The sequence below is a fragment of the Kribbella sp. NPDC020701 genome (assembly GCF_055562215.1).
In genome coordinates this window covers 211,239-231,387 of record NZ_JBVHFT010000010.1, presented here as the reverse complement: position 1 = coordinate 231,387, position 20,149 = coordinate 211,239, and the positions used below count along the sequence as shown (strand labels likewise).

Sequence of the window (20,149 nt, the reverse complement as noted above, 5' to 3'; positions counted from 1 at the left end):
CGTCAACGACTGTAACATCGCACTATGACCGATCTGCTCGCCGCTCATCGTGAACGCCTCGACGCCGCTCTGACCGCGATCCGCGGCCGCGGGTACCACTCTGCCTTCCCCGAGTCGCCGAGCCCGCGGGTGTACGGCGAGACCGCGGCGGCCGACGGCAAGACCGCGTTCGAGGCCCACCTCGGTACGGCGTACGCCCTGGAGACCCCCGGGACCCGCGGCACGGTCGTCACCGAGCAGTCGCCGTACGGGATCACCATGGACGTCTCCTACCCGCGCGTGGTCGAGGACGGACTGGATGAGCTGCTCGCCGCGGCCCAGAACGGCATCGCGGACTGGCGCCGGGCCGGGATCGACGTCCGTACCGGGGTGACCCTGGAGATCCTCGACCGCTTGCACAAGCGGATCTTCGAGCTGGCCAACGCGGTCCAGCACACCAGTGGCCAAGCGTTCGTGATGGCGTTCCAGGCCGGCGGCGCGCACGCGCTGGACCGGGCGCTGGAGGCGGTTGCGTACGCGTACGAGGAGATGAACCGCTACCCGGCCGAGGCGGTCTGGGAGAAGCCTGCCAAGGGCGACCCGATCCGGATGACCAAGACGTTCACCGTCACCGGCCGCGGCGTCGCGCTGGTCATCGGCTGCAACACCTTCCCGACCTGGAACTCCTGGCCGGGCCTGTTCGCCTCCCTGGTCACCGGCAACGCCGTGGTCGTGAAGCCGCACCCGCTGGCCGTCCTGCCGCTGGCGATCACCGTCGAGGTGTGCCGCGAGGTGCTCGCCGAGGCCGGCTTCGATCCGAACCTGGTCACCCTGGCCGTCGAGCGGGCCGGCGACGGCCTGGCCAAGCCGCTGGCGACCCGGCCCGAGGTGAAGCTGATCGACTTCACCGGCGGTAGCGAGTTCGGCGAGTGGCTGGAGCAGAACGCGACCCAGGCGACCGTCTTCACCGAGAAGTCCGGTGTGAACGCGGTCATCATCGACTCCACCGACTCCTTCACAGCGTTGACCGGGAACCTCGCGTTCACGCTCTCGCTGTACTCCGGCCAGATGTGCACCACGACCCAGAACATCTTCGTCCCGGCCGGCGGCATCGAGACCGACGAAGGCCACAAGTCCTTCGAGGAGGTCGGCGCCGGCATCGCGGGCGCGATGGGCAAACTGCTCGGCGACGACGCCCGCGCGGTCGAGATCCTCGGCGGCATCGTCAACCAGGCCGTGATCAGCCGGCTCGAGCTCGCCCCGGAGTACGGCGAGGTCGTGCTGGAGTCGCGCGCGATCAAGCACCCGGCCTTCCCGGATGCCGTGGTCCGCACTCCGCTGTTGGTCGCCATCGAGGCCAAGGACGCCGAGGTGTACGGGCGCGAGTGCTTCGGACCGGTGTCGTTCCTGGTCAAGACCGCCGACACCGCCGAGTCGATCGAGCTGTTCCGGTCCACCGTCACCGAGGGCGGCGCGATGACGGCCGGGATCTACTCCACCGACGCGAAGGTGCTCGACGAGGCCCGCGAGGCCGCGCTCGACGCCGGTGTCGCACTGTCGGAGAACCTGACCGGCCAGGTGTTCGTCAACCAATCGGCTGCTTTCAGCGATTTCCACGGCACCGGCGCCAATCCGGCCGCCAACGCGACCTACACCGACGGCGCCTACGTTGCGAGTCGCTTCCGTGTCATTCAGTCCCGCCGACACACTGCGTGATCTCGCTGAAAGAGATCGTGCACTCACAGTGAGTTTTGACGTAAAGACTACAGACCGCCACGGGCTCGAGAACCTCCGGGCTCACCGCCTCAACCGGCTCACCGCGCCGTACGCCCTGCAGCAGGTGGGGATGGGGCTCGGGCTCGTCTTCGTCGCCGAGCGGATCGTGACGGCTCGCCGCCGGGTTCGCGCTCCTGTTCGCGGGACTCGCGGTGTTGAAGTTGCTGCCGAAGCGTCGTTGAGCTGACCCTGAAACGGAGGATATGACAGTGGTACCGCCAGCCGCCGACCCGTCCAGGAGACCACCGTGACACCGAGCTTGACCGAGGCACTTGCCTACTACGACAGCTGGCTGGCGTTCAACCAGCGCTACCAGCGGGTGCCGGGGGTCCAGGCCGCCGTGTACGCCGGGGAGGGGATCGCGTTCTCCGCGTCGTACGGTTTCGCCGACGTGGAGAACGCCGTACCGCTGACCGAGCAGCACCTGTTCCGGATCGCGTCGCACTCGAAGACGTTCACCGCGACGGCCGTGTTCCAGCTCGTCGAGCACGGCCGGCTGCGCCTGGACGACAAGGCGTCCCAGCACGTCACTGAGATCGTGGACACGCCGCTGGGTGAGCGGACCATCCGCGAGCTGCTGGCGCACGCCGGTGGCATTACCCGGGACAGCCAGGCCGCCGACTGGTGGCAGTTGGAGACAAGCTTCCCCGACCGTGACGAGCTGCTCGCGGTCCTGCGCCAGGAGTCGTCGGCCGTGCTGCCGGAGAACGACCGCTTCAAGTACTCGAACATCGGCTACGGCCTGCTCGGTCTGGTCGTCGAGGCGGCCGCGGGAACGTCGTACAACTCCTACGTCCAGACCGCGATCGTGGACAAGCTCGGGTTGTCCGGGCTGGGGCCGGAGCTGGATCCGGCCCGGCTGGGTGAGTACGCCGTCGGCTACAGCGCGCTCGCGTACGCCGACCAGCGGGTGCCGATCGAGCACGTCGACACCCGGGCCCTGGCTTCGGCGACCGGGTTCTTCGGCAACGCCCGCGACCTGGTGACCTACTTCTCCGCGCACCTGCCCGGTGACGACCGGCTGCTCACGGACAAGTCGAAGCGCGAGATGCAGCACCCGCTGTGGAAGACCGGCAAGGAGGACGGGCCGCGGTACGGGCTCGGCCTCCAGGTGACGAATGTCGGCGACCGCGAGGTCTTCGGTCACGCCGGTGGGTACCCGGGTCACATCACCAAGACCTTCGTCGACGGCGATCGCCGGCTCGCGGTGTCCGTGCTGACCAACGCGATCGACGGCCCGGCCACCTCCCTGGCCGAGGCGGCGCTCAAGCTGATCGACCTCGCCACGTCCGAGGACCGCGGCGCTGCCGATGGCCTGGGCCGGTTCACCGGGCGGTTCGCGAACCTCTGGGGCGTGACCGACATCGTCGTGCTCGGTGGGCGGCTGTACGCGATCGACCCGACCTCCCCGGACCCGGCGGCCGAGCCCACCACGCTCGAACCCGACGGCGACAACCTGCGCGTCACCGGCGGCTCGGGCTACGGCTCGTACGGCGAGACCTACCGCTACACCTTCGACGCCGACGGCAGGCCCGAGTCGGTCCGGGGCTCCAGCGGCCTGCTCTCGCACCCCATCGACACCTTCACCCTGCCCACCCGGGTCACCGTGCGGTAAGTAAGTTGCGGGTATGACGATCCACGGCGATCACCCGTTCTTGCCGCCCGAGTCCGAGCGGAGTCCGGTACGGCGGTTGCGCGGGCGACTGCCGTCACCGGTCGGCCTCTGGACGACGGCGTACGGCGGCAAGCGGGCCGGGCTCACGGTGTCGTCGATGCTGGTCGCCGACGGCGAGCCCGGGTCCGTGATCGGACTGATCGATCCGGACTCGGACCTGTGGGAAATGTTGCGTGAGGCAAGGATCGCGGTGGTGTCGCTGCTCGGTGCGCCACATCAACAGCTCGCGGACGCCTTCGGTTTCGTCGCTCCAGCGCCCGGCGGCCCGTTCCGCCTGATCGACTGGATCGACACGGAGTGGGGCCCCGCCCCGGTCGGCGTCAGTACGTGGGCCGGGTGCACGCTGCTCTCACCCGATCCGCCGGAGGTCGGCTGGGCGCTGCAGGTCCAGCTCGAGATCGCCCATGTCGAGCTCGCCCCCGACGAGATCCCACCCCTGGTCCACCGCCGCGGCCGCTACACCACGATCTAAGGTGAACTCATGCGAGCCACCACGATTCATGCGCCGTACGACATCAGGCTCGAGGACGTCCCGGATCCGGCGATCGGCGGTCCGACCGACGCGCTGGTGAAAGTCGTTGCCTCATGCATCTGTGGCTCCGACCTGTGGCCGTACCGCGGCGAGAACAAGATCCGCCCGGGCAGCCGGATCGGCCACGAGTTCGTCGGCATCGTCGAGGAGATCGGCAGCGAGGTCAGCACGGTCAGGCCGGGCGACTTCGTGATCGCGCCGTTCGTGATCAGCGACGGCACCTGCCCGCACTGCCTGGCCGGCTACCAGAGCGCCTGCCAGAACCTGGCGGGTTTCGGCAGCGACCAGGCCGACGGCGGCCAGGGTGAGTACGTCAAGCTCCCGTACGCCGATGGCACGCTGGTGGCGACGCCCGAGGTGCCGGACGACTCGCTCGTCCCCGCACTGCTCACGCTCTCCGACGTGATGGGCACCGGGTGGCATGCCGCCCGTGCGGCCCGGGTGAAGGCCGGCGACACGGTGGTCGTGGTCGGCGACGGTGCGGTCGGGCTGTGCGGCGTACTCGCGGCGGCGCGGATGGGCGCCGAGCGGGTGGTGGCGATGTCGCGGCACGAATCACGGCAGAAGCTGGCGGTGGAGTTCGGTGCCACGGACATCATTGCCGAACGCGGTGATGCCGCGCACGACGCCGTACTGGAGTTGACCGACGGGGTCGGCGCGGACGCCGTACTGGAGTGTGTCGGCACCGGACAGGCGATGACGACCGCGTTCGACGTGGCCCGCGCCGGGGCGACGGTCGGCTTCGTCGGTGTGCCGCACGGGGTCGAGGTCCCGCTCGGGACGATGTTCCGGCGGAACGTCGGACTGGCCGGCGGGATGGCGCCGGCGAAGGCGTATCTGCCGGCCCTGATGGCCGACGTGCTGGCCGGCGAGATCGACCCCGGGAAGGTGTTCGACCTGGAGTTGCCGCTGGAAGAAGTGGCCGAGGGCTACAAAGCCATGCACGAACGCCGGGCGATCAAGGTTCTCCTGCGTCCGTAGGAAAGTTTCGCGCAACCGGACTGCGCACAGTGCCCGATCGGGCGTGGAATGTGCGCGCTCTCACACCAGTGAATAGCGTGGGGTCACGTCTGCGCAACGCGCCTGCGCGGAGCGTTGACACTCGGCGCGCGGCGTGTCCAGAGTTGCACCGTCAAGGGGGCATCGTTGTCACAGGCGGCTCCATCAACTGATCGGAGAGTGAATCATGCGTGGTGGTCTGAGTAAGACCCTGGCGCTGGTGGGTGCAGCGGGTCTTCTCGCGGTGAGCGCCTGCGGGAACAGCGACGACAGCGGCGGCAGCGGGGACTCTTCCGCGAGCAAGGACGTCACAGTCTTCACCTGGTGGGCCGACGGTGGCGAGAAGGCCGGTCTGGACGGCATGGTCTCGGTGTTCAACACCGACTGCAAGGACTTCAAGTTCGTCAACTCCGCGGTCGCCGGTGGCGCCGGGGCGAACGCCAAGCAGGTGCTGGCCAACGACCTGCAGGCGGGTAAGCCGCCGTCGACGTTCCAGGCGCACGCCGGTGCGGAGCTGAAGGACTACATCAACGCCGGGCAGGTCGACGACGTCAGCCAGCTGTACAAGGACTACGGGCTGGACAAGGCTTTCCCGCAGAACCTGCTCGACAACCTGACGGTCGACGGCAAGATCTACTCGATCCCCGCCAACGTCCACCGGGCGAACGTGGTCTGGGCGAACCCGGCGGTGCTGAAGAAGGCGAACATCGACGGTGCCACCGCACCGGCCAGCGTGGACGCGTGGATCGCGGACCTGGAGAAGCTGAAGGCCGCCGGCGTGAAGGCTCCGCTGGCGATCTCCAAGGGCTTCGCCCAGGAGATGCTGGTCGAGGCCGTGCTGCTGGCCGAGCTGAAGCCGGACGCCTTCAAGGGGCTGTGGGACGGCAAGACCGACTGGGCCGGCGCCAACGTGACCGCGGCGCTGAACAAGTACAAGACGCTGCTGACCTATACCAACGCCGACCGCGAGGCGATCGACTGGCCGGACGCGCTGGGGTACGTGAACAAGGGCCAGGCCGGTTACACGCTGATGGGTGACTGGGTCGCCGCGCAGCAGCTGGCCGACAAGGTGCCGGACACGGCGTACACCTACTGGCCGGCGCCGGGGACCGCGGGCAACTTCCAATTCCTGGCGGACTCGTTCACGCTGCCGACGAACGGCGCGGACCCCGACGGGGCGAAGTGCTGGCTGAAGACCGTCGGTTCGGCGGAGGGCCAGAAGGCGTTCAACACCAAGAAGGGCTCGATCCCGGCCCGCTCGGACGCCGACCCGGCGGACTACCCGAAGTACCAGCAGGGCGCGATGGCGGACTGGAAGAAGGACACGATCGTCCCGTCCTGCGCGCACGGTGCCGCGTGCACCCTGGGCCAGAACAACGACATCCTGTCCGCGATCAGCCAGTTCAGCGGTAGCCCGGACGTCGCCAAGCTGCAGACAGCGCTCGCCAATGCGATGAAGACGAGCTGATGTGCGGCGAGTTGAGGACCGGTGACGTGGTTGTCGTCGTGACGGAGGGCTGAGCATGCACGGAAGAATCCGCACCTGGGGACCCGGTGCCCTGGTGCTGCTGCCGACCGTGCTGCTGCTCGGGTACTTCGTGTACGGGCTGATCGCGTGGACGTTCAACACGTCACTGACCGATCGGCACACCGCCCGTAAGGGCTCGGCGAACTACGTCGGGTTCGAGAACTACACGAACCTGTTCGGTGAGGACCGGTTCCTCAACTCGCTGAAGAACCTCGGCGTGCTCACGGTGCTGTTCATCGTGGGCACGCTGATCTTCGGCCTGATCTGGGCGCTGCTGCTGGAGAAGGGGGTCACCGGCGAGGGCGTGTTCCGGTCGATCTTCCTGTTCCCGATGGCGATCTCGATGATCGCCTCGGGGGTCGTCTGGGGCTGGTTGCTGAACCCGTCCCAGGGCGACGACGCGCGCGGGCTGAACCGGCTGTTCGAGATTCTCCAGCTGCATTTCCTGGAGAATTCGTGGTGGACCGCGGGGAGCAGATGGACTACGATGGCGTCCATCGCCCTACCTGCGGTCTGGCAACTGTCCGGGTACATCATGGCGCTGTTCCTGGCCGGTTTCCGGGGCATCCCGCCGGAGCTGCGCGAGGCGGCGCGGGTCGACGGCGCCTCGGAGTTCAAGCTGTACCGGCACGTGCTGTTCCCGCAGCTGTCGCCGATCGCGCTGTCGGCGCTGATCATCCTCGGCCACATGTCGCTGAAGCTGTTCGACCTGATCTACGCGATCACCGGGCCGAACCAGTTCCGCACCGAGGTGCCCTCGATCCTGCTGTGGAACACCTTGCTGCGCGGCGACCAGGCCAAGGCGGCCGCGATCGCGATCGTGATGCTCGCGGTCGTCGCCGTCCTCGTCATCCCGTACGTCGCGTACACCGTCCGGCAGGAGACCAACGAATGACCGCCGTCGATGCCGCCACCGGCACCACCGCGGCAGCGATCCGTCACAAGCCGCGGACCGGTGCCGATGGGACGACCCGGCTGAGCCGGTCCGTCAAATACCTCCTGCTGCTGCTGTTCCTGCTGTTCGTCCTCATCCCGGTGTACGTCGTGGTGGTCGGCAGCTTCAAGACGTCCAGTGACACCACCGCCGCGGCGCAGTGGAACCTTCCGCAGATCTGGACGGTGGAGCCGTGGCGCAAGGCCTGGGACGTGCTGGCTCCGTACATGGTCCGGTCGCTGTCGCTGGCGATCCCGGCCGCGATCATCTCCTCGCTGATCGGGTCCGCGAACGGGTTCGTGCTGGCCCGCTGGCGGTTCCCGGGCGCGAACCTCGTGTTCGCGTTCATCCTGTTCGGGATGTTCATCCCCTACCAGGCGGTGATGCTGCCGCTGCGGACGACGTTCACCGAGCTGGACGTCACCCGGGGAATTCCGACGCTGATCATCGCGCACGTCATCTACGGCATCCCGATCTGCACGCTGATCTTCCGGAACTACTACGCCACGATCGTGCCGAACGAGATCATCGAGTCGGCCCGGGTGGACGGCGCCGGACTGGTCCAGACGTACGCGCGGATCATCCTGCCGATCTCGATCTCCGGGTTCGTGGTGACGCTGATCTGGCAGTTCACCTCGGTCTGGAACGACTTCCTGTTCGCGCTGTTCCTCACCACGCAGCAGAACGGCCCGGTGACGCTGGGCCTGGCGGCGCTGGCGGGCGGTCAGAAGGTCGACTACGCGGCCAGCATGGCGGGTGCGCTGATCACCTCGTTCCCGACCCTGCTGGTCTACATCCTGCTGGGCCGCTGGTTCATCGGCGGCCTGATGGCAGGAGCCCTGAAGGGCTGACGCAGCTCCACTTTGGGCACCCACCAACCACTTTCCCCGCGGGGGATTGGTTGGTGGGTGCCCAAGGTGGTGAGTACAGGCCGCCGTCGGATGGTGACGGGGTGTACGAGCGTAGTTGTCCACAGGACGCGCGCAGCGGCCTGCGGGGGACTGCTGGTGGCGGGTAATCTCACGGAGGTGACCAAGTCTCCTCGTGACCGGGACGGACGACGCAGCCATCTGCGGCTGGTCGGTTCGACCCCCGGTCCGACCCACGGACCCACGGCGGGTGTCGATGTCGACATCACGCCGAGTGTCGCCGTGCTGGAGACCCTCCTCGAGACGCTGACCCTCGACCTGGCCGCCGCACCCCGCGCGCTGCACCCGGTGATCGCCGAAGCCTCGGTGGCGCGGTCGGCGGCGATGCTCACCGACCAGCTGTGGCCGGCCGGGCGCCCGGACGAGATCGGCGAGGTGGAGCGGTTCTTCTGGGCCGACGCCGCCCGCGTGCTCGGCGAGCGCCGGGACGTGGATTCCTTTGTCCTGTTGACGAGCCTGGCCCGCACGGTCGGCCCGGCCGGACGGTTGCCGCTGCAGCGAGCCCATCTGTCCCGGTTGCGCACCCAGGCCCAGGTGCCGGAGTGGGTGACCCGGATCGCCGGGTTCCGCCTCACCAGCGCGATCGTGTCGGAGGACATCACCGGCGACGGGCTGAGCGTCGTACTCGACTACGACGACGAGCAGCATCCGCACACCGTCGTGGTGTTCATCGACAACAACCTCGGCGCGATCGTGAAGGACGTGTTCGTCGGCCCGCCGGTGGACCGGGTGCTCGAGGCGTACCAGCGCGGCGGCCGGGTGAGCATCCGGACCGTGCGCCCGCCGACCGCGGCCGGGATCATCCTGCAGGCGCTCGGCGAGACCAACGACTACGACGATCCGCCGGTGAGCGAGGACTTCGAGTTCTTCTCCGGCCTGCTGGTGAACCGGCTGACCCAGTTGCCGGAGCGCCCGATCCGGCCGCCGATCCGGCCGTTGCTGTCACCGCGGCAACGCGATCAGCTGGTCGACGAGTTCCTCGAGTCGCGGTACGCCGTGGGGTTGCCGGAGGACGCCGCGGACATCGTCCGGTTGTGGATCGACCACGCGGTGGACCATACGGTCGGCGGTCCGTTGCGGGTCAGCGCCGTACTGGTGGAGCTGTTCCTCGCGCACTGGCTGCCCCGCAAGGTGCTTGCCGATAGCACCTATTTCGAAGCGGTGCCGGTTGTGGTGAAGGCGTGGCTGGAGTTCGCCGGGGAGCGGACCCAGTTGCCGCTGGACGCCGTCGACGAAGCGGTCGACGCGGTGGACGTGTGGACACCCGCGCTGGAAGCCGCTGCGATGATAGACCCGATCGGCTCGAAACCCGGCGAGCGGGTCTTCCTCGACGACACCACCAACGACTTGGAAGACGCCTACCGGGCGCTGTCCGGCCTGGGCTCACCCCCACAGCCCGATCTGCACGGCCTGGACAAGTCCCAAGCCGCCACCCTGTCCGTCCTGGCCCCGCACGCCTGGCTAATGGCCGGCGAGACCCTCGGCAACGCGTACGCCCCCGACGCCTTCGACATCGCCGAACGCCTCGTCCGCGACGCCCCCGACCTCCTGGCCAAGGCCCGCCTCTCCACCTGGCCCCGAGCCATCGTCTGGCTCCTGGCCCACCGCCACCGCCTGGTCGGCCCCGGCGAACCCCTGACCCCCTACGCCCTGGCGGCGGACCTCTCCTCCTCCCCAGCCACCCTTCGCAAAACCGCCAAACTCCTCACCGACACCCTCGTCCTCCCCCGCTAACCCCGAGCGCACCCCCCCGCCGGCGCGTGGGGGTGGGGTCGGATGGTGGGCGGGTGGGTGATGGGATTGAGGGGCGGCGGAGAATGGGGGTATGTATCTGCGTGCGCCGGAGCTCAAGGGTCGTGGGTGGTTGAACACGGGGGGACGGGAGCTGAGGCTCGCGGACTTCCGTGGGCGGTTTCTGCTGCTGGACTTCTGGACGTTCTGCTGCATCAACTGCCTGCATGTGCTGGACGAGTTGCGGCCGTTGGAGGAGAAGTACGGCGATGCGCTGGTGATCGTCGGCGTGCACTCGCCGAAGTTCGCGCACGAGGGTGAAGAGGCGGCGGTCCGGTCGGCCGTGGAGCGGTACGAGGTGGCGCACCCGGTGCTCGACGACCCCGAGCTGGTGACCTGGCAGAACTACACGGCCCGCGCGTGGCCGACGCTCGTACTGGTGGATCCGAATGGATACATCGTCGCGCAGTACTCCGGTGAAGGACACGAGCACGCCCTGGACGCGCAGTTGGCGGAGCTGATCGCCCAGCACGAGCAGGCAGGCACGCTGACCCGCGGGAAGTCGCCGTACGTCGCTCCCGCCGCGGAACCCACGGATCTGAGGTTCCCGGCGAAGGTGGTTGCGCTGGACAACGGCTTCCTGGTCGCCGACGCCGGAAACCACAGCATCGTCGAGCTCGCCGCTGACGCGCAGACCGTCGTACGGCGGATCGGCACCGGCCACCGTGGATTCGCCGACGGCGCCGCCGACCAGGCCAGCTTCTCCGAGCCGAACGGGCTCACCCTGCTCCCGGATGACGTCGCCGCCGAGCTCGGGTACGACGTCGTCGTCGCGGACACGGTGAACCACGCGCTGCGCGGGATCAACCTGGGCAGCGGTCAGGTCACCACATTGGTTGGCACCGGCAAGCAATGGATGGACGGCGACGGCACGGACGTGCTGAGTTCACCGTGGGATGTCGCGTGGTGGCAGGACAAGGTGTGGATCGCGATGGCCGGCGTCCATCAGTTGTGGACCTACGATCCGTTCACGAAGGTCACGGAAGTTGCCGCCGGCACCACCAACGAGGGCTTGAAGAACGGCCCACTCACCGAGGCGTGGTTCGCGCAGACGAGCGGTCTGGCGGTCGACGGCGATCGGCTGTGGCTGGCCGACTCGGAGATCTCCGCGCTGCGGTGGATCGACACCGAGGTGCACACCGCCGTCGGCACCGGCCTGTTCGACTTCGGGCTGCGGGACGGTAAGGCGAGCGAGGCGCTGCTCCAGCATCCGCTGGGGGTGACCGTGCTGCCGGACGGTTCGATCGCGATCGCCGACACCTACAACGGCGCAGTACGACGCTATGACCCGCGCACCGAGGTGGTCGACACGATGGCGACCGGACTGGCCGAGCCCAGCGGTGCCGTTGTCGTGGGCAACGAACTGCTGGTGGTCGAGTCGGCCGCGCACCGGCTGACCCGGATCCCGCTGGGTGCGTCGGCGAAAGCGGACGAGTTCAGCACGCGGACGCAGCGGCCGCCGATGGACATCGCGGCCGGCGAGGTGACGCTGGAGGTCGTGTTCACGCCGCCGCCGGGGCAGAAGCTGGACGATCGGTACGGTCCGTCGACGCGGCTACTGGTGTCCTCGACCCCGGAGAGCCTGCTCCGCGAGGGCGCGGGCGACACGACCGACCTTGCGCGCCGGCTCGTCATTGACGAACGCGTCGGCGACGGGGTCCTGCACGTAGCCGTCCAAGCGGCTTCCTGCGACGACTCAGCGGAGGTCGAGTTCCCCGCCTGCCACATGCATCGCCAGGACTGGGGCGTCCCGATCCGCGTCACCCCGGACGGCCCCGCCCGACTGGAGTTGGTCCTCTCGGGAGCAACTACTCCTTGATGTCGCGGTGGTGTTCCTCGACGACGCGGTACTCCTCTTCGACCGCGGGGTCGATAGCGTCGGTCTCGACGCGACGGCGCCGGTTGGTGATGTAGAACGAGAGCACGATGCCGGCCAGACCGGCGAGCATCAGGATGTAGCCGACGACGGTCAGGTTCACCGCGTCCCACGAGTCCTGGACGGCGAACGCCAGTACGGCGCCGACCACCATCAGAAAGATCCCCACACCGATGCTCATCCGAAGAGCCTCCTCGTGAAGTCGTCCCTACACTGTCGAACCTACCCCGCCACGACGACGTAATCCATGACATCGGGTGTCTTGTGCACCACCCGGCATCCAATCGGTACCCGGCGTCAAACCTGAGCCGTCGGGACCGGCGCGGGATCAGTTGCCGCTGAGGTCGATGTCCCCGCTCACTGTCGTGGCTTCGATGGTGTGAGAGCCGTTCGCGTCGTTGCCGAGCTCGTTGTCGACATCACCGCTGCGGGTGTCGGTGGTGACCTTGTACCCGCCGGTCGGCGCAGTCACCTCGATGTCCCCGCTCGTGCCCTTGGCCCGTACGTCATTCGCCTCGTCGAGCCGGAGCTTGATGTCGCCGGAGCTGGTCTCGACCTTCACCGGGCCGCCCTTGAGACCGGAGGCCTCGATGTCGCCGGAGTTCGCCTTCACGTCCAGCTTGCCGGTGAGATCGCCGATCTCGACGTCGCCCGAAGTGAGGTCGAGCTTCACGTCGCCGGTGACGTCGTCGAGCTCGATCTTGCCGGACCGTGACTTCGCGTCCACCCCGCTGACGCCGGTGATCGAGAGGTCGCCGCTGCCGTTCTCCCCGGTGACCTTCGTACCGCGCGGGACCGTCACGACGAAGTCGGCGCTGCACTGCCAGCCGCAGTCGGCGTCGAGCTTGAGTACGCCGTCCTTCACCGAATACGTGTCGCCGTGCTTCCACAGCCAGTACGTGCGCTTCTCCTGGACCGTCGTGGTGTCGTCGTCGGACACCTGGATGCTGACGTCGGCGTGCTCGGCGGCCAGCTGGACCGTAGTGATCTTCTCGTCGATCTGGTGCCGGTCGTCGGAGTCCCGGTCCCCGAACTGCCAGAACGCCAGCCCGGCCGCGGCCACCAGAAGTATCGCCCCGAGCTGCTTGCTCTCCGCCATCGTCCGCCTCTTCTCCCGCCCCGCCCGCCTTGTCCGCTCGACAGTAGGTCGCGGACCGGCCCCGCAGGATCCGGCAGATCCCCCGAGCCGCCCCTGAGCCGGTCCCCAGACAAGCCCGAGGTCAGCGGCGCAACTCGCCCCGGGAGACGGCCGCGGCGAGGTCGTCGCCGGTCGTGCCGTAGAACGTCCGGGCCCAGAGGGTGTCGCCGTACCAGTACGGCCCGTCGTCGCCCGGTAACGACGCCGGCGCCTTCCCGCGCTTCAGCGCCTGGCGGCACTCGGCGCACAGGGGCAGCGTCATTGTCGTTCCGTCGGCCTCGACCTGGGTCGGTTTGCCGGCAGCCCTTCCGTGCAAGGGATTGAAAGCACACAACTCCGGTACGGCGTTCGCCGTCCGGCCGGCCGCGATCGCCACGGACACGTCGTACTCGCGGCGCGCCTTGTCCAGCAGCACCATCGCCCCGACCAGGTCGACCAGCGCGGTCGACGAGTCGAGGACCTTGCCCGCGGCAGCGTAGTAGTCGAGTGCGGCCTGCTGGTGGCGCAGGCCAGGACCCTCCACGGTCGGCAGCGCCGCGAGCTGCGATCCGAGGCTGGTGAGCTGGTCGGTGTTCTCGCGGACCAGCCGCCGGCGACGCTCGGCCGCGACGGTCGCCGCGACATGCGGCGGGATCCGGAACGCCTTCTCCCGCGACACCCCACCGCCGGACCTCCGGCGCAGCAGACCGATGACCAACCCGAGGGCGACCAAGGCCACGATCCCGAGGACGATGAAGAGCGCCACCTTCGCACCGGAGCCGGACGAGTCATCCGAGTCCTCGTCACCCATCGAGCCCGAGCCTGTGGAGATTGTCGGAGTGCTCGAGGGAAGGGTCGGCGACGCCAGCAGCTCGTACATGCGGGCCAGCACCTCGGTCGGCCCGGCGTCGTACCCGGTGTCGTCGAGAGCGCGGTCCCGAACCGCGCTCAGCCGGCTCTCGTCGAGCCGCGGCAGGTCGTGCGCCTCGTACCAGGGAAAACGGCTGCCGCCGTCGACGACGACGTACAGGCCGGGCTTGCGCAGGGCATCGATCACCAGGGTGAGGACCGTGCTCTCCTTGCCCTGGAACGCGTCGCTCGGGGTCAGCGGCAGCACGATCGAGTAGACCGGGTAGCCGAGCGCCGTGGCCTTGTCCCGGACGTCGGTGCGCAGCGTCTCCGGCAGGGCCGACTTGTACGCCGGATCGATGTACAGCGGATCCTTGGCCAGCGCGGTCGCGATCTGGCGGGCCCGCTCGGCCGGCGTCTGGGTGGTCCCGGCCGCGGCGGGAAGCGCCGGCAGCAACGCGACCAGCGCCGTCGTCAGCAGGATCAGGCAGTTCCGGGCTCTCATGACCGTCCTTCGCGTCGTCCGGCGACGATCGCCGCCACTCCCAGCACCAGGCCGGCCAGCAAGGCTCCACCGAGAAGGCCGAGCACGCCACCCCCGGCGCCGTTGCCGATCGCCTTGCCCACGGTGAACCGCTCTTTCGGGTACGTCCGCTCCGGCTCCGGCGGGAGGGGTTCGGTCCTGGCCGGTTCCGGCTGGTAGCGGTCGCCGACCCGCAGTTCGCCGAGGTAGTCGGACAGTTGGCCGCTCATCGCCTGCCTCGGTTCCGCCCAGGTGCTGCTCGCTGCCCGCGCGGCGATCTCGTGGGCCACACCGTACGTCGTGTCGCCGTCCATCACGACGTACAGACCCGGCTGGTGGTTACCCGCTGCCAGCCAGCCGGCCAGCAAGGCGGTGTCGCCCTGCTCGGGGAACCACTTCCCGGTCGGTACGACCGCGACGTACACCCGGACCTTGGCCGTCGCGATCGCCTGTAGCAGGGGAGCTTCGTCGACGATGCTCGCGAAGTCGGGATCGACATATAACGGGCCGGCGGACCACGCGGCCACCGCGGCGGCGATCCGGGGGTCGGCCGGCTGCGCGGCCGCGGCGGGCAGCGCCGGGCCGAGCGCGATGATCGTTGCGATGAGCAACAGTACGGCGCGCTTCACCGGGGCTCGTCCTGCCGCTCGGCGACCAGCTCGGGCAAGTCATCGGACAGCGCACCGAAGCCGGTCGCGACCATCGGGCTGTCCTCGGGATCCAGGTCCCAGTAGGAGACGATCTCGCGGTCGCGGCCGAACCGGCCGGCCTTCCGCCAGACCCGCAGCCCGAGCGGCCGGCGGCCCTTGGCCAACGCCTGGGCGCAGTGCGTGCATGCGGGCACCTCGATGTCGTCCTGCCAGGTGACCGTCCTGGTACCGGGCTGATGGGTGGGGTCGAAGAAGCACGGCGGCTTGACGGGTGACCCGCCGGCGACCTGCTCCGCCTGCCGGGCCAGAACGAAAGCGCCGGCCAACGCGAGCAGATCGTCCGGCCGGCGATTGCGCAGAGCACGCGCGGCGTCCAGCCGGCGGGTGGCATCGTCGCGCTGATTGAGCTGCCGCACGGACAACTTGGTACGCAAGCCCGGTCGCTCGATCGCCCGGTCGGCGCGGCGGATGTACTGATCCGCCTTGGTCCGCAGCTGCGCCACGCCGACCGACGGCTTGCCGAACGGTCCGCGGGGGTCCTGCTTGCGTCGCTTGCGGCGCAGGGAGAGCCACAGCGTCAGAGCGAACCCGGCCACCGCGCCGACCCCGATACCGATGTACGCGGACCGGTCCTCGCGGTCCGTGACCGACAGGCCGCGGTCTTCGCGCTCCGGCTCCAGGTCCCCGGCCGGGACCGGGGGCAGCGGGCGGCCGTCGTACGCCGTTGCCGCCTCCTGGATCGTGCGGACGATGCCGGGCGCGGGGTGATCATCGACGACGTCGTAGCGCTGTTCGTCGTCGAGTTGCACGCTCACGAGGCTGCGCCCCTTCAGGCCGCCGGCCCGGAACAGCTCCTCCTGGCCGGACCAGTAGTCGTCCGAGACCACGCGGACGACGTACAACCCGGGTTGCCCGATCCGCGCCTGCAGCAGGGTCGGGAGGTCGACCAGGTGCTCTCGCGTGTACGGCGATTGCGGCACGAGGGCGACGTACACCCCGAAGGCGGCCGTGCTGGCCGCGGTGCGGATCCGGGTCAGCTCGGCGGCCGGGAACGCCGGGGCGAGTCGCGGGTCCAGGTAGATCCGGTCGGTGCGCCAGCCGGCGGCGATCCGGTCCGGCAGTTCGGGGGTCGCGGCGCGTGCCGGGGTGATCGGGAGGACCACCAGGAGGGCGAGCAGCACTATGAGGCGGCGGAGGCGGGAGAGCATCGCAGACAGCGTACGACGAGCGGACCGGGACACGATCACACGGACGCAATACCCGGGCAGGCGGTTCCGGCCCCGGACGTGACGCGACCCTGGCTCGGACAGGGGAAGCCAAGCCAGGGTCGCGGTGTTGCCACGGGCAGAAACGCTGCTACAAACCGCAGTTCCTCACCAGGGCAGATCGTGGGGCAACCCGGGGCAGATCAATCTGCCCCGAGTGGCGGCGCCTCCGGCGCCGGCTGTTGGAGAGGGGCGCCGAGCCCTGCCCTCCAACCGGCGCCGAAGGGCGCCGAGTTTGGAAGCCTCCGGCTCGGGCCGCGCAAGGGTCCGAGCCGGAGGTGTCTGGGGGTTAGAAGGCGGACTCGGGCAGGTCCATCACGTCGAGGTCGGTGAGCTCGGCCTTGATTCGCTCCGCGCGGACCGTCGGCATCGTGGAGCGCACGAACCACTGAGCCGCGGCCACCTTGCCGGTGTAGAAGTCCTGCTCGCTCGCGGAGAGCTCGCCGCCGAGCGCGTTCAGCGCGATCTCGGCCTGCCGCAGCATCAGCCAGGAGCAGACCACGTCACCGAGGACGAACAGCAGCCGCGAGGTGTTCAGGCCGACCTTGTAGATGTTGCGCGGGTCGCCGTTCTCCGCCTGCGGGTTGCTCGCCATCAGCGCCTGGCCCATCACGCCCAGGATCTTCTGGGTGTCCTCCAGGCCCTTCGCCAGCAGCGCCCGCTCTTCCTTCAGCCGGCCGTTGCCCGCCTCGGAAGCGACGAAGCCCTGGATCTGCTCGGCCAGGTGGCCCAGCGCCTTGCCCTGGTCCTTGATGATCTTGCGGAAGAACAGGTCCTGGCCCTGGATCGCGGTCGTGCCCTCGTAGAGCGTGTCGATCTTCGCGTCCCGCACGTACTGCTCGATGGGGTAGTCCTGCAGGAAGCCGGATCCACCGAAGGTCTGCAGCGACTCGGTCCCGAGCAACGTCCAGGACTTCTCCGAGCCGTAGCCCTTGACCAGCGGGAGCAGCAGGTCGTTCACACCCTCGGCGACGGTGTCGTGCTCACCGGCGTACCGGGCCTGCTCCGCACGGTCCTGGTACGTCGCCGTGAACAAAACGAGCGCCCGCAGCGCCTCGGCGTACGCCTTCTGGGTCAGCAGCGAACGACGAACGTCCGGGTGGTGCGTGATCGTCACCCGCGGGGCGTCCTTGGCCGGCTGGGTCAGGTCCGCGCCCTGCACCCGCTCCTTCGCGTACTCGAGCGCGTTCAGGTAGCCGGTGGACAGCGTGGCGATCGCCTTGGTGCCGACCATCATCCGCGCGTACTCGATCACCTGGAACATCTGCGCGATGCCGTCGTGCACCTCGCCGAGCAGCCAGCCCTTGGCCGGGACGCCGTCGCCGAAGGTGATCTCGCAGGTCGTGGAGACCTTGATGCCCATCTTCTTCTCGACGTTCGTCACGAAGGCGCCGTTGCGCTCCCCGGTCAGCTCGCCGGTCTCCAGGTCGAAGTGGTGCTTCGGTACGACGAACAGGCTCAGACCCTTGGTCCCCGGACCACCCACACCCTCGATGCCCTGCGGCCGGGCCAGCACCAGGTGGACGATGTTCTCGGTCAGGTCGTGCTCGCCCGAGGTAATGAACCGCTTGACGCCCTCGAGGTGCCAGCTGCCGTCCTCCTGCAGCGTGGCCTTCGTACGCCCGGCGCCCACGTCGGAACCGGCGTCCGGCTCGGTCAGCACCATGGTGGCGCCCCAGCCGCGCTCGATGATGTGGTGCGCGATCTTCTGGTCCCGCTCCGTGCCGTTGCGCCAGAGGACATGCGCGAAGTTGGGGCCCGCGGCGTACATGTGGACCGGCGGGTTGGCGCCCAGCACCAGCTCGGCAGCGGCCCAGCGCAGCGACGGCGGGGTCGGCTGACCTCCGAGCTCAGCCGGCAGCTCGAGCTTGAACCACTCGGCATCCATATAGGCGTGGTAGCTCTTCTTGAACGCCTCGGGCATCCGGACCTCGTGCGCGTCCGGGTCGAAGACCGGCGGGTTGCGGTCGGCCTCGGCGAAGGACTCGGCCAGCTCGTGCTTGGCCAGCCGGTCGATCTCGGCCAGCACCTCGCGCGCGGTGTCGACGTCCATCTCGGCGTACGGGCCCTGCCCGAGCACCTCGTCACGGCCCAGGACCTCGAGCAGGTTGAACTCGATGTCCCGCAGATTCGACTTGTAGTGGCTCACAGGATTCCCCTACCTCTTGGCAGCGTCGTCGTACTCACGAGTAACTTGAGTATATACCCGCCGGTAATGAAGCAAAAGCGGGTTAGCTGTGAGCTGTGACCAGGCTGATATACGAGACCCACTCGATCACTGTCGACAACGAGAACGGCGTCGCGACCGGTTGGTTGCCGGGGGAGTTGTCCGAGGAGGGGATCCGGGAAGCGAAAGCGATGGGCCTGCGGCGGCGCGACGTCGACGTCGTCTTCAGCTCCGACCTGCGCCGGGCGGTGCACACCGTCGAGCTGGCCGAGCTGGCCGCCCCGCACTTCCAGGACTGGCGGCTTCGCGAGTGCAACTACGGCGAGCTGAACGGCGCACCGGTCGACGCGCTGCATCCGCGCGTCGACCGGGTGCGTAAGCCGTTCCCCGGCGGACAGTCCTACTGGGACGTCCTCGAGTTGACGCGGTCGTTCCTCGAGGACATCCAGCGCTGGTACGCCGGCCAGGTGGTGCTCGTGGTCGCCCACTCGGCGAACCGGTGGTCCATCGAGCACCTCCTGGGCAGCCGAGCGCCCCTCGAGGAACTGATCAATGCGCCGTTCAACTGGCAGCCGGGGTGGGAGTACGACTTCTAGGGCGTGTAGACAGTCGCGCTGCCGTAGAGCTTCTGGGTGAACGCGGACATGTAGGTGTGAGTGTCGGCCTCGGTGAGGTTGTAGGTGAGGAAGACGCCGTACCCCTCGTTGACCGTGCGCTTAGCGAGGCTGGCCGCGGTCGACGAGCTCGTCGCGGTGTACGAGACGGCAGCCGGGGACAGGCGTGACTTCGACGTCGGGCCGCTCGGGACGCTCCAGGTTCCGTAGTACGGGTTCCAGGCGTAGTTGAAGGTGTTGGCGATGCTCTGGCCGTTGTAGGTCAGCCGGTCCGCGGCCGGGCCGATGTCGTAGAGGGTGATCAGCTTGGTCGGCAGCTTCTGGCGGAGTGCCTGGACCAGGTAGACGAAGGAGAAGTCGTTCGGCTGGCCGGTGCCGTTGTTGCCGTACTCGGCGTACTCATCGTCGAAGTCGATACCGTCCAGGCCGTACTGATTGACCGTGTCGGCGAGTTGCTGGGCGAACGCGTCGGCCGCGGCCTGGGACGGGAAGTTGGCGAAACCGGCGCCCTGGTGATTGCCGAGGATCGACAGCAGGACCTTGATGCCCTTCTGCTGCAGCGGCCGGACCTGGGTGGCGACGTTGTCGAGCACGTTCTGGACGTTCTCGTTGCAGGACAGGTAGGCGTTCGTGCCGTCGTAGTTGATATTCGCCGCGAAGATGACCGCGACGTCGATCACCTGCGCGCCGCCGTTCGCCAGCGTGTACTTGCCGGCGCTCAGCATGCTGTGGTCGTTGACCTCGATGTAGGCGACGGTGACCGGGCCGGTCTTCGCCGCCCGGCAGCGTTTGGCCTGCGCCTCGGTGGGCAGCGCGACACCGGTGGTGGCCGCGACGGTCCCCGCGGCGAGAGCTGACAACAGGGTCCTTCTCCGCATGAGCTGTGGACTCATTCGATCGACTCCTCGTCAAAGGTGTGGGCGGTGCGCTATAGCGGTTAAGTTC

18 protein-coding genes are annotated in these 20,149 nt (G+C 68.6%); 11 read left to right on the top strand and 7 right to left on the bottom strand.

Annotated features, from left to right (window positions below; translation table 11 throughout):
• The first annotated feature begins 24 nt into the window (after positions 1 to 24).
• The 10 genes from paaN (at position 25) to ACZ3HV_RS24660 (ending at position 11,962) form a co-directional block, all read left to right on the top strand.
• Positions 25 to 1,695 carry a phenylacetic acid degradation protein PaaN gene (paaN, locus tag ACZ3HV_RS24705; protein ID WP_465687330.1) on the top strand — a complete coding sequence of 557 codons (1,671 nt, stop codon included), beginning with the start codon at positions 25 to 27 and terminating at the stop codon, positions 1,693 to 1,695.
• A gap of 28 nt (positions 1,696 to 1,723) precedes the next feature.
• On the top strand, positions 1,724 to 1,942 hold the full coding sequence (locus ACZ3HV_RS24700; RefSeq protein ID WP_465687329.1) for a hypothetical protein: 219 nt from the start codon (positions 1,724 to 1,726) through the stop codon (positions 1,940 to 1,942).
• A 60-nt stretch (positions 1,943 to 2,002) separates the two neighbouring features.
• A complete protein-coding gene (locus ACZ3HV_RS24695) occupies positions 2,003 to 3,370 on the top strand; it encodes a serine hydrolase domain-containing protein (RefSeq protein WP_465687328.1) in 1,368 nt (455 codons plus the stop codon).
• Between the two features lie 13 nt (positions 3,371 to 3,383).
• Entirely contained in the window at positions 3,384 to 3,902 is a 519-nt protein-coding gene (locus tag ACZ3HV_RS24690) for a flavin reductase family protein (protein WP_465687327.1), read from the top strand.
• Between the two features lie 9 nt (positions 3,903 to 3,911).
• Positions 3,912 to 4,943, top strand: a complete 1,032-nt coding sequence (locus tag ACZ3HV_RS24685) for a zinc-dependent alcohol dehydrogenase family protein (RefSeq protein ID WP_465687326.1) — start codon at positions 3,912 to 3,914, stop codon at positions 4,941 to 4,943.
• A 205-nt stretch (positions 4,944 to 5,148) separates the two neighbouring features.
• A complete protein-coding gene (locus ACZ3HV_RS24680) occupies positions 5,149 to 6,429 on the top strand; it encodes an ABC transporter substrate-binding protein (RefSeq protein ID WP_465687325.1) in 1,281 nt (426 codons plus the stop codon).
• Positions 6,430 to 6,484: 55 nt separating this feature from the next.
• Positions 6,485 to 7,384, top strand: a complete 900-nt coding sequence (locus tag ACZ3HV_RS24675) for a carbohydrate ABC transporter permease (protein ID WP_360361426.1) — start codon at positions 6,485 to 6,487, stop codon at positions 7,382 to 7,384.
• Positions 7,381 to 8,274, top strand: a complete 894-nt coding sequence (locus ACZ3HV_RS24670) for a carbohydrate ABC transporter permease (protein WP_465687324.1) — start codon at positions 7,381 to 7,383, stop codon at positions 8,272 to 8,274. The genes ACZ3HV_RS24675 and ACZ3HV_RS24670 overlap by 4 nt, the downstream gene beginning before the upstream one ends.
• Before the next feature lie 177 nt (positions 8,275 to 8,451).
• Positions 8,452 to 10,086 carry a hypothetical protein gene (locus ACZ3HV_RS24665; protein WP_465687323.1) on the top strand — a complete coding sequence of 545 codons (1,635 nt, stop codon included), beginning with the start codon at positions 8,452 to 8,454 and terminating at the stop codon, positions 10,084 to 10,086.
• A 91-nt stretch (positions 10,087 to 10,177) separates the two neighbouring features.
• On the top strand, positions 10,178 to 11,962 hold the full coding sequence (locus ACZ3HV_RS24660) for an NHL domain-containing thioredoxin family protein (protein ID WP_465687322.1): 1,785 nt from the start codon (positions 10,178 to 10,180) through the stop codon (positions 11,960 to 11,962).
• Here the strand turns inward: ACZ3HV_RS24660 and ACZ3HV_RS24655 are convergent.
• The 6 genes from ACZ3HV_RS24655 to ACZ3HV_RS24630 form a co-directional block, all read right to left on the bottom strand.
• Positions 11,952 to 12,200 (bottom strand): DUF6458 family protein, encoded by a 249-nt coding sequence (locus ACZ3HV_RS24655; RefSeq protein WP_360361436.1) that lies wholly within the window; start codon positions 12,198 to 12,200, stop codon positions 11,952 to 11,954. The genes ACZ3HV_RS24660 and ACZ3HV_RS24655 overlap by 11 nt on opposite strands.
• 147 nt (positions 12,201 to 12,347) lie before the next feature.
• Positions 12,348 to 13,118 (bottom strand): DUF4097 family beta strand repeat-containing protein, encoded by a 771-nt coding sequence (locus tag ACZ3HV_RS24650; protein ID WP_465687321.1) that lies wholly within the window; start codon positions 13,116 to 13,118, stop codon positions 12,348 to 12,350.
• A 121-nt stretch (positions 13,119 to 13,239) separates the two neighbouring features.
• Positions 13,240 to 14,490: a hypothetical protein gene (locus ACZ3HV_RS24645; protein ID WP_465687320.1), complete on the bottom strand. Its 1,251-nt coding sequence runs from the start codon at positions 14,488 to 14,490 to the stop codon at positions 13,240 to 13,242.
• The gene (locus ACZ3HV_RS24640) at positions 14,487 to 15,137 is read right to left on the bottom strand and encodes a hypothetical protein (RefSeq protein WP_465687319.1); all 651 of its coding nucleotides are present in this window, start codon (positions 15,135 to 15,137) and stop codon (positions 14,487 to 14,489) included. The genes ACZ3HV_RS24645 and ACZ3HV_RS24640 overlap by 4 nt, the downstream gene beginning before the upstream one ends.
• The gene (locus ACZ3HV_RS24635) at positions 15,134 to 16,366 is read right to left on the bottom strand and encodes a hypothetical protein (protein WP_465687318.1); all 1,233 of its coding nucleotides are present in this window, start codon (positions 16,364 to 16,366) and stop codon (positions 15,134 to 15,136) included. The genes ACZ3HV_RS24640 and ACZ3HV_RS24635 overlap by 4 nt, the downstream gene beginning before the upstream one ends.
• Before the next feature lie 346 nt (positions 16,367 to 16,712).
• Positions 16,713 to 18,572: an acyl-CoA dehydrogenase gene (locus ACZ3HV_RS24630; RefSeq protein ID WP_465687317.1), complete on the bottom strand. Its 1,860-nt coding sequence runs from the start codon at positions 18,570 to 18,572 to the stop codon at positions 16,713 to 16,715.
• Between the two features lie 95 nt (positions 18,573 to 18,667).
• Here ACZ3HV_RS24630 and ACZ3HV_RS24625 point away from each other — a divergent pair, with 95 nt between their 5' ends.
• Positions 18,668 to 19,186 (top strand): histidine phosphatase family protein, encoded by a 519-nt coding sequence (locus tag ACZ3HV_RS24625; RefSeq protein WP_465687316.1) that lies wholly within the window; start codon positions 18,668 to 18,670, stop codon positions 19,184 to 19,186.
• Here ACZ3HV_RS24625 and ACZ3HV_RS24620 read toward each other — a convergent pair.
• A complete protein-coding gene (locus tag ACZ3HV_RS24620; protein WP_465687315.1) occupies positions 19,183 to 20,097 on the bottom strand; it encodes an endo-beta-N-acetylglucosaminidase H in 915 nt (304 codons plus the stop codon). The two genes, ACZ3HV_RS24625 and ACZ3HV_RS24620, sit on opposite strands and share 4 nt — an antisense overlap.
• Between the last annotated feature and the right edge of the window lie 52 nt (positions 20,098 to 20,149).

Excerpts from the sequence above, each read along its gene's own strand:
- paaN (WP_465687330.1), top strand. The coding sequence starts at position 25 with ATGACCGATCTGCTCGCCGCTCATCGTGAACGCCTCGACGCCGCTCTG.
- ACZ3HV_RS24690 (WP_465687327.1), top strand. The coding sequence starts at position 3,384 with ATGACGATCCACGGCGATCACCCGTTCTTGCCGCCCGAGTCCGAGCGG.
- ACZ3HV_RS24685 (WP_465687326.1), top strand. The coding sequence starts at position 3,912 with ATGCGAGCCACCACGATTCATGCGCCGTACGACATCAGGCTCGAGGAC.
- ACZ3HV_RS24680 (WP_465687325.1), top strand. The coding sequence starts at position 5,149 with ATGCGTGGTGGTCTGAGTAAGACCCTGGCGCTGGTGGGTGCAGCGGGT.
- ACZ3HV_RS24675 (WP_360361426.1), top strand. The coding sequence starts at position 6,485 with ATGCACGGAAGAATCCGCACCTGGGGACCCGGTGCCCTGGTGCTGCTG.
- ACZ3HV_RS24670 (WP_465687324.1), top strand. The coding sequence starts at position 7,381 with ATGACCGCCGTCGATGCCGCCACCGGCACCACCGCGGCAGCGATCCGT.
- ACZ3HV_RS24660 (WP_465687322.1), top strand. The coding sequence starts at position 10,178 with ATGTATCTGCGTGCGCCGGAGCTCAAGGGTCGTGGGTGGTTGAACACG.
- ACZ3HV_RS24655 (WP_360361436.1), bottom strand. The coding sequence starts at position 12,200 with ATGAGCATCGGTGTGGGGATCTTTCTGATGGTGGTCGGCGCCGTACTG.
- ACZ3HV_RS24650 (WP_465687321.1), bottom strand. The coding sequence starts at position 13,118 with ATGGCGGAGAGCAAGCAGCTCGGGGCGATACTTCTGGTGGCCGCGGCC.
- ACZ3HV_RS24645 (WP_465687320.1), bottom strand. The coding sequence starts at position 14,490 with ATGAGAGCCCGGAACTGCCTGATCCTGCTGACGACGGCGCTGGTCGCG.
- ACZ3HV_RS24635 (WP_465687318.1), bottom strand. The coding sequence starts at position 16,366 with ATGCTCTCCCGCCTCCGCCGCCTCATAGTGCTGCTCGCCCTCCTGGTG.
- ACZ3HV_RS24620 (WP_465687315.1), bottom strand. The coding sequence starts at position 20,097 with ATGAGTCCACAGCTCATGCGGAGAAGGACCCTGTTGTCAGCTCTCGCC.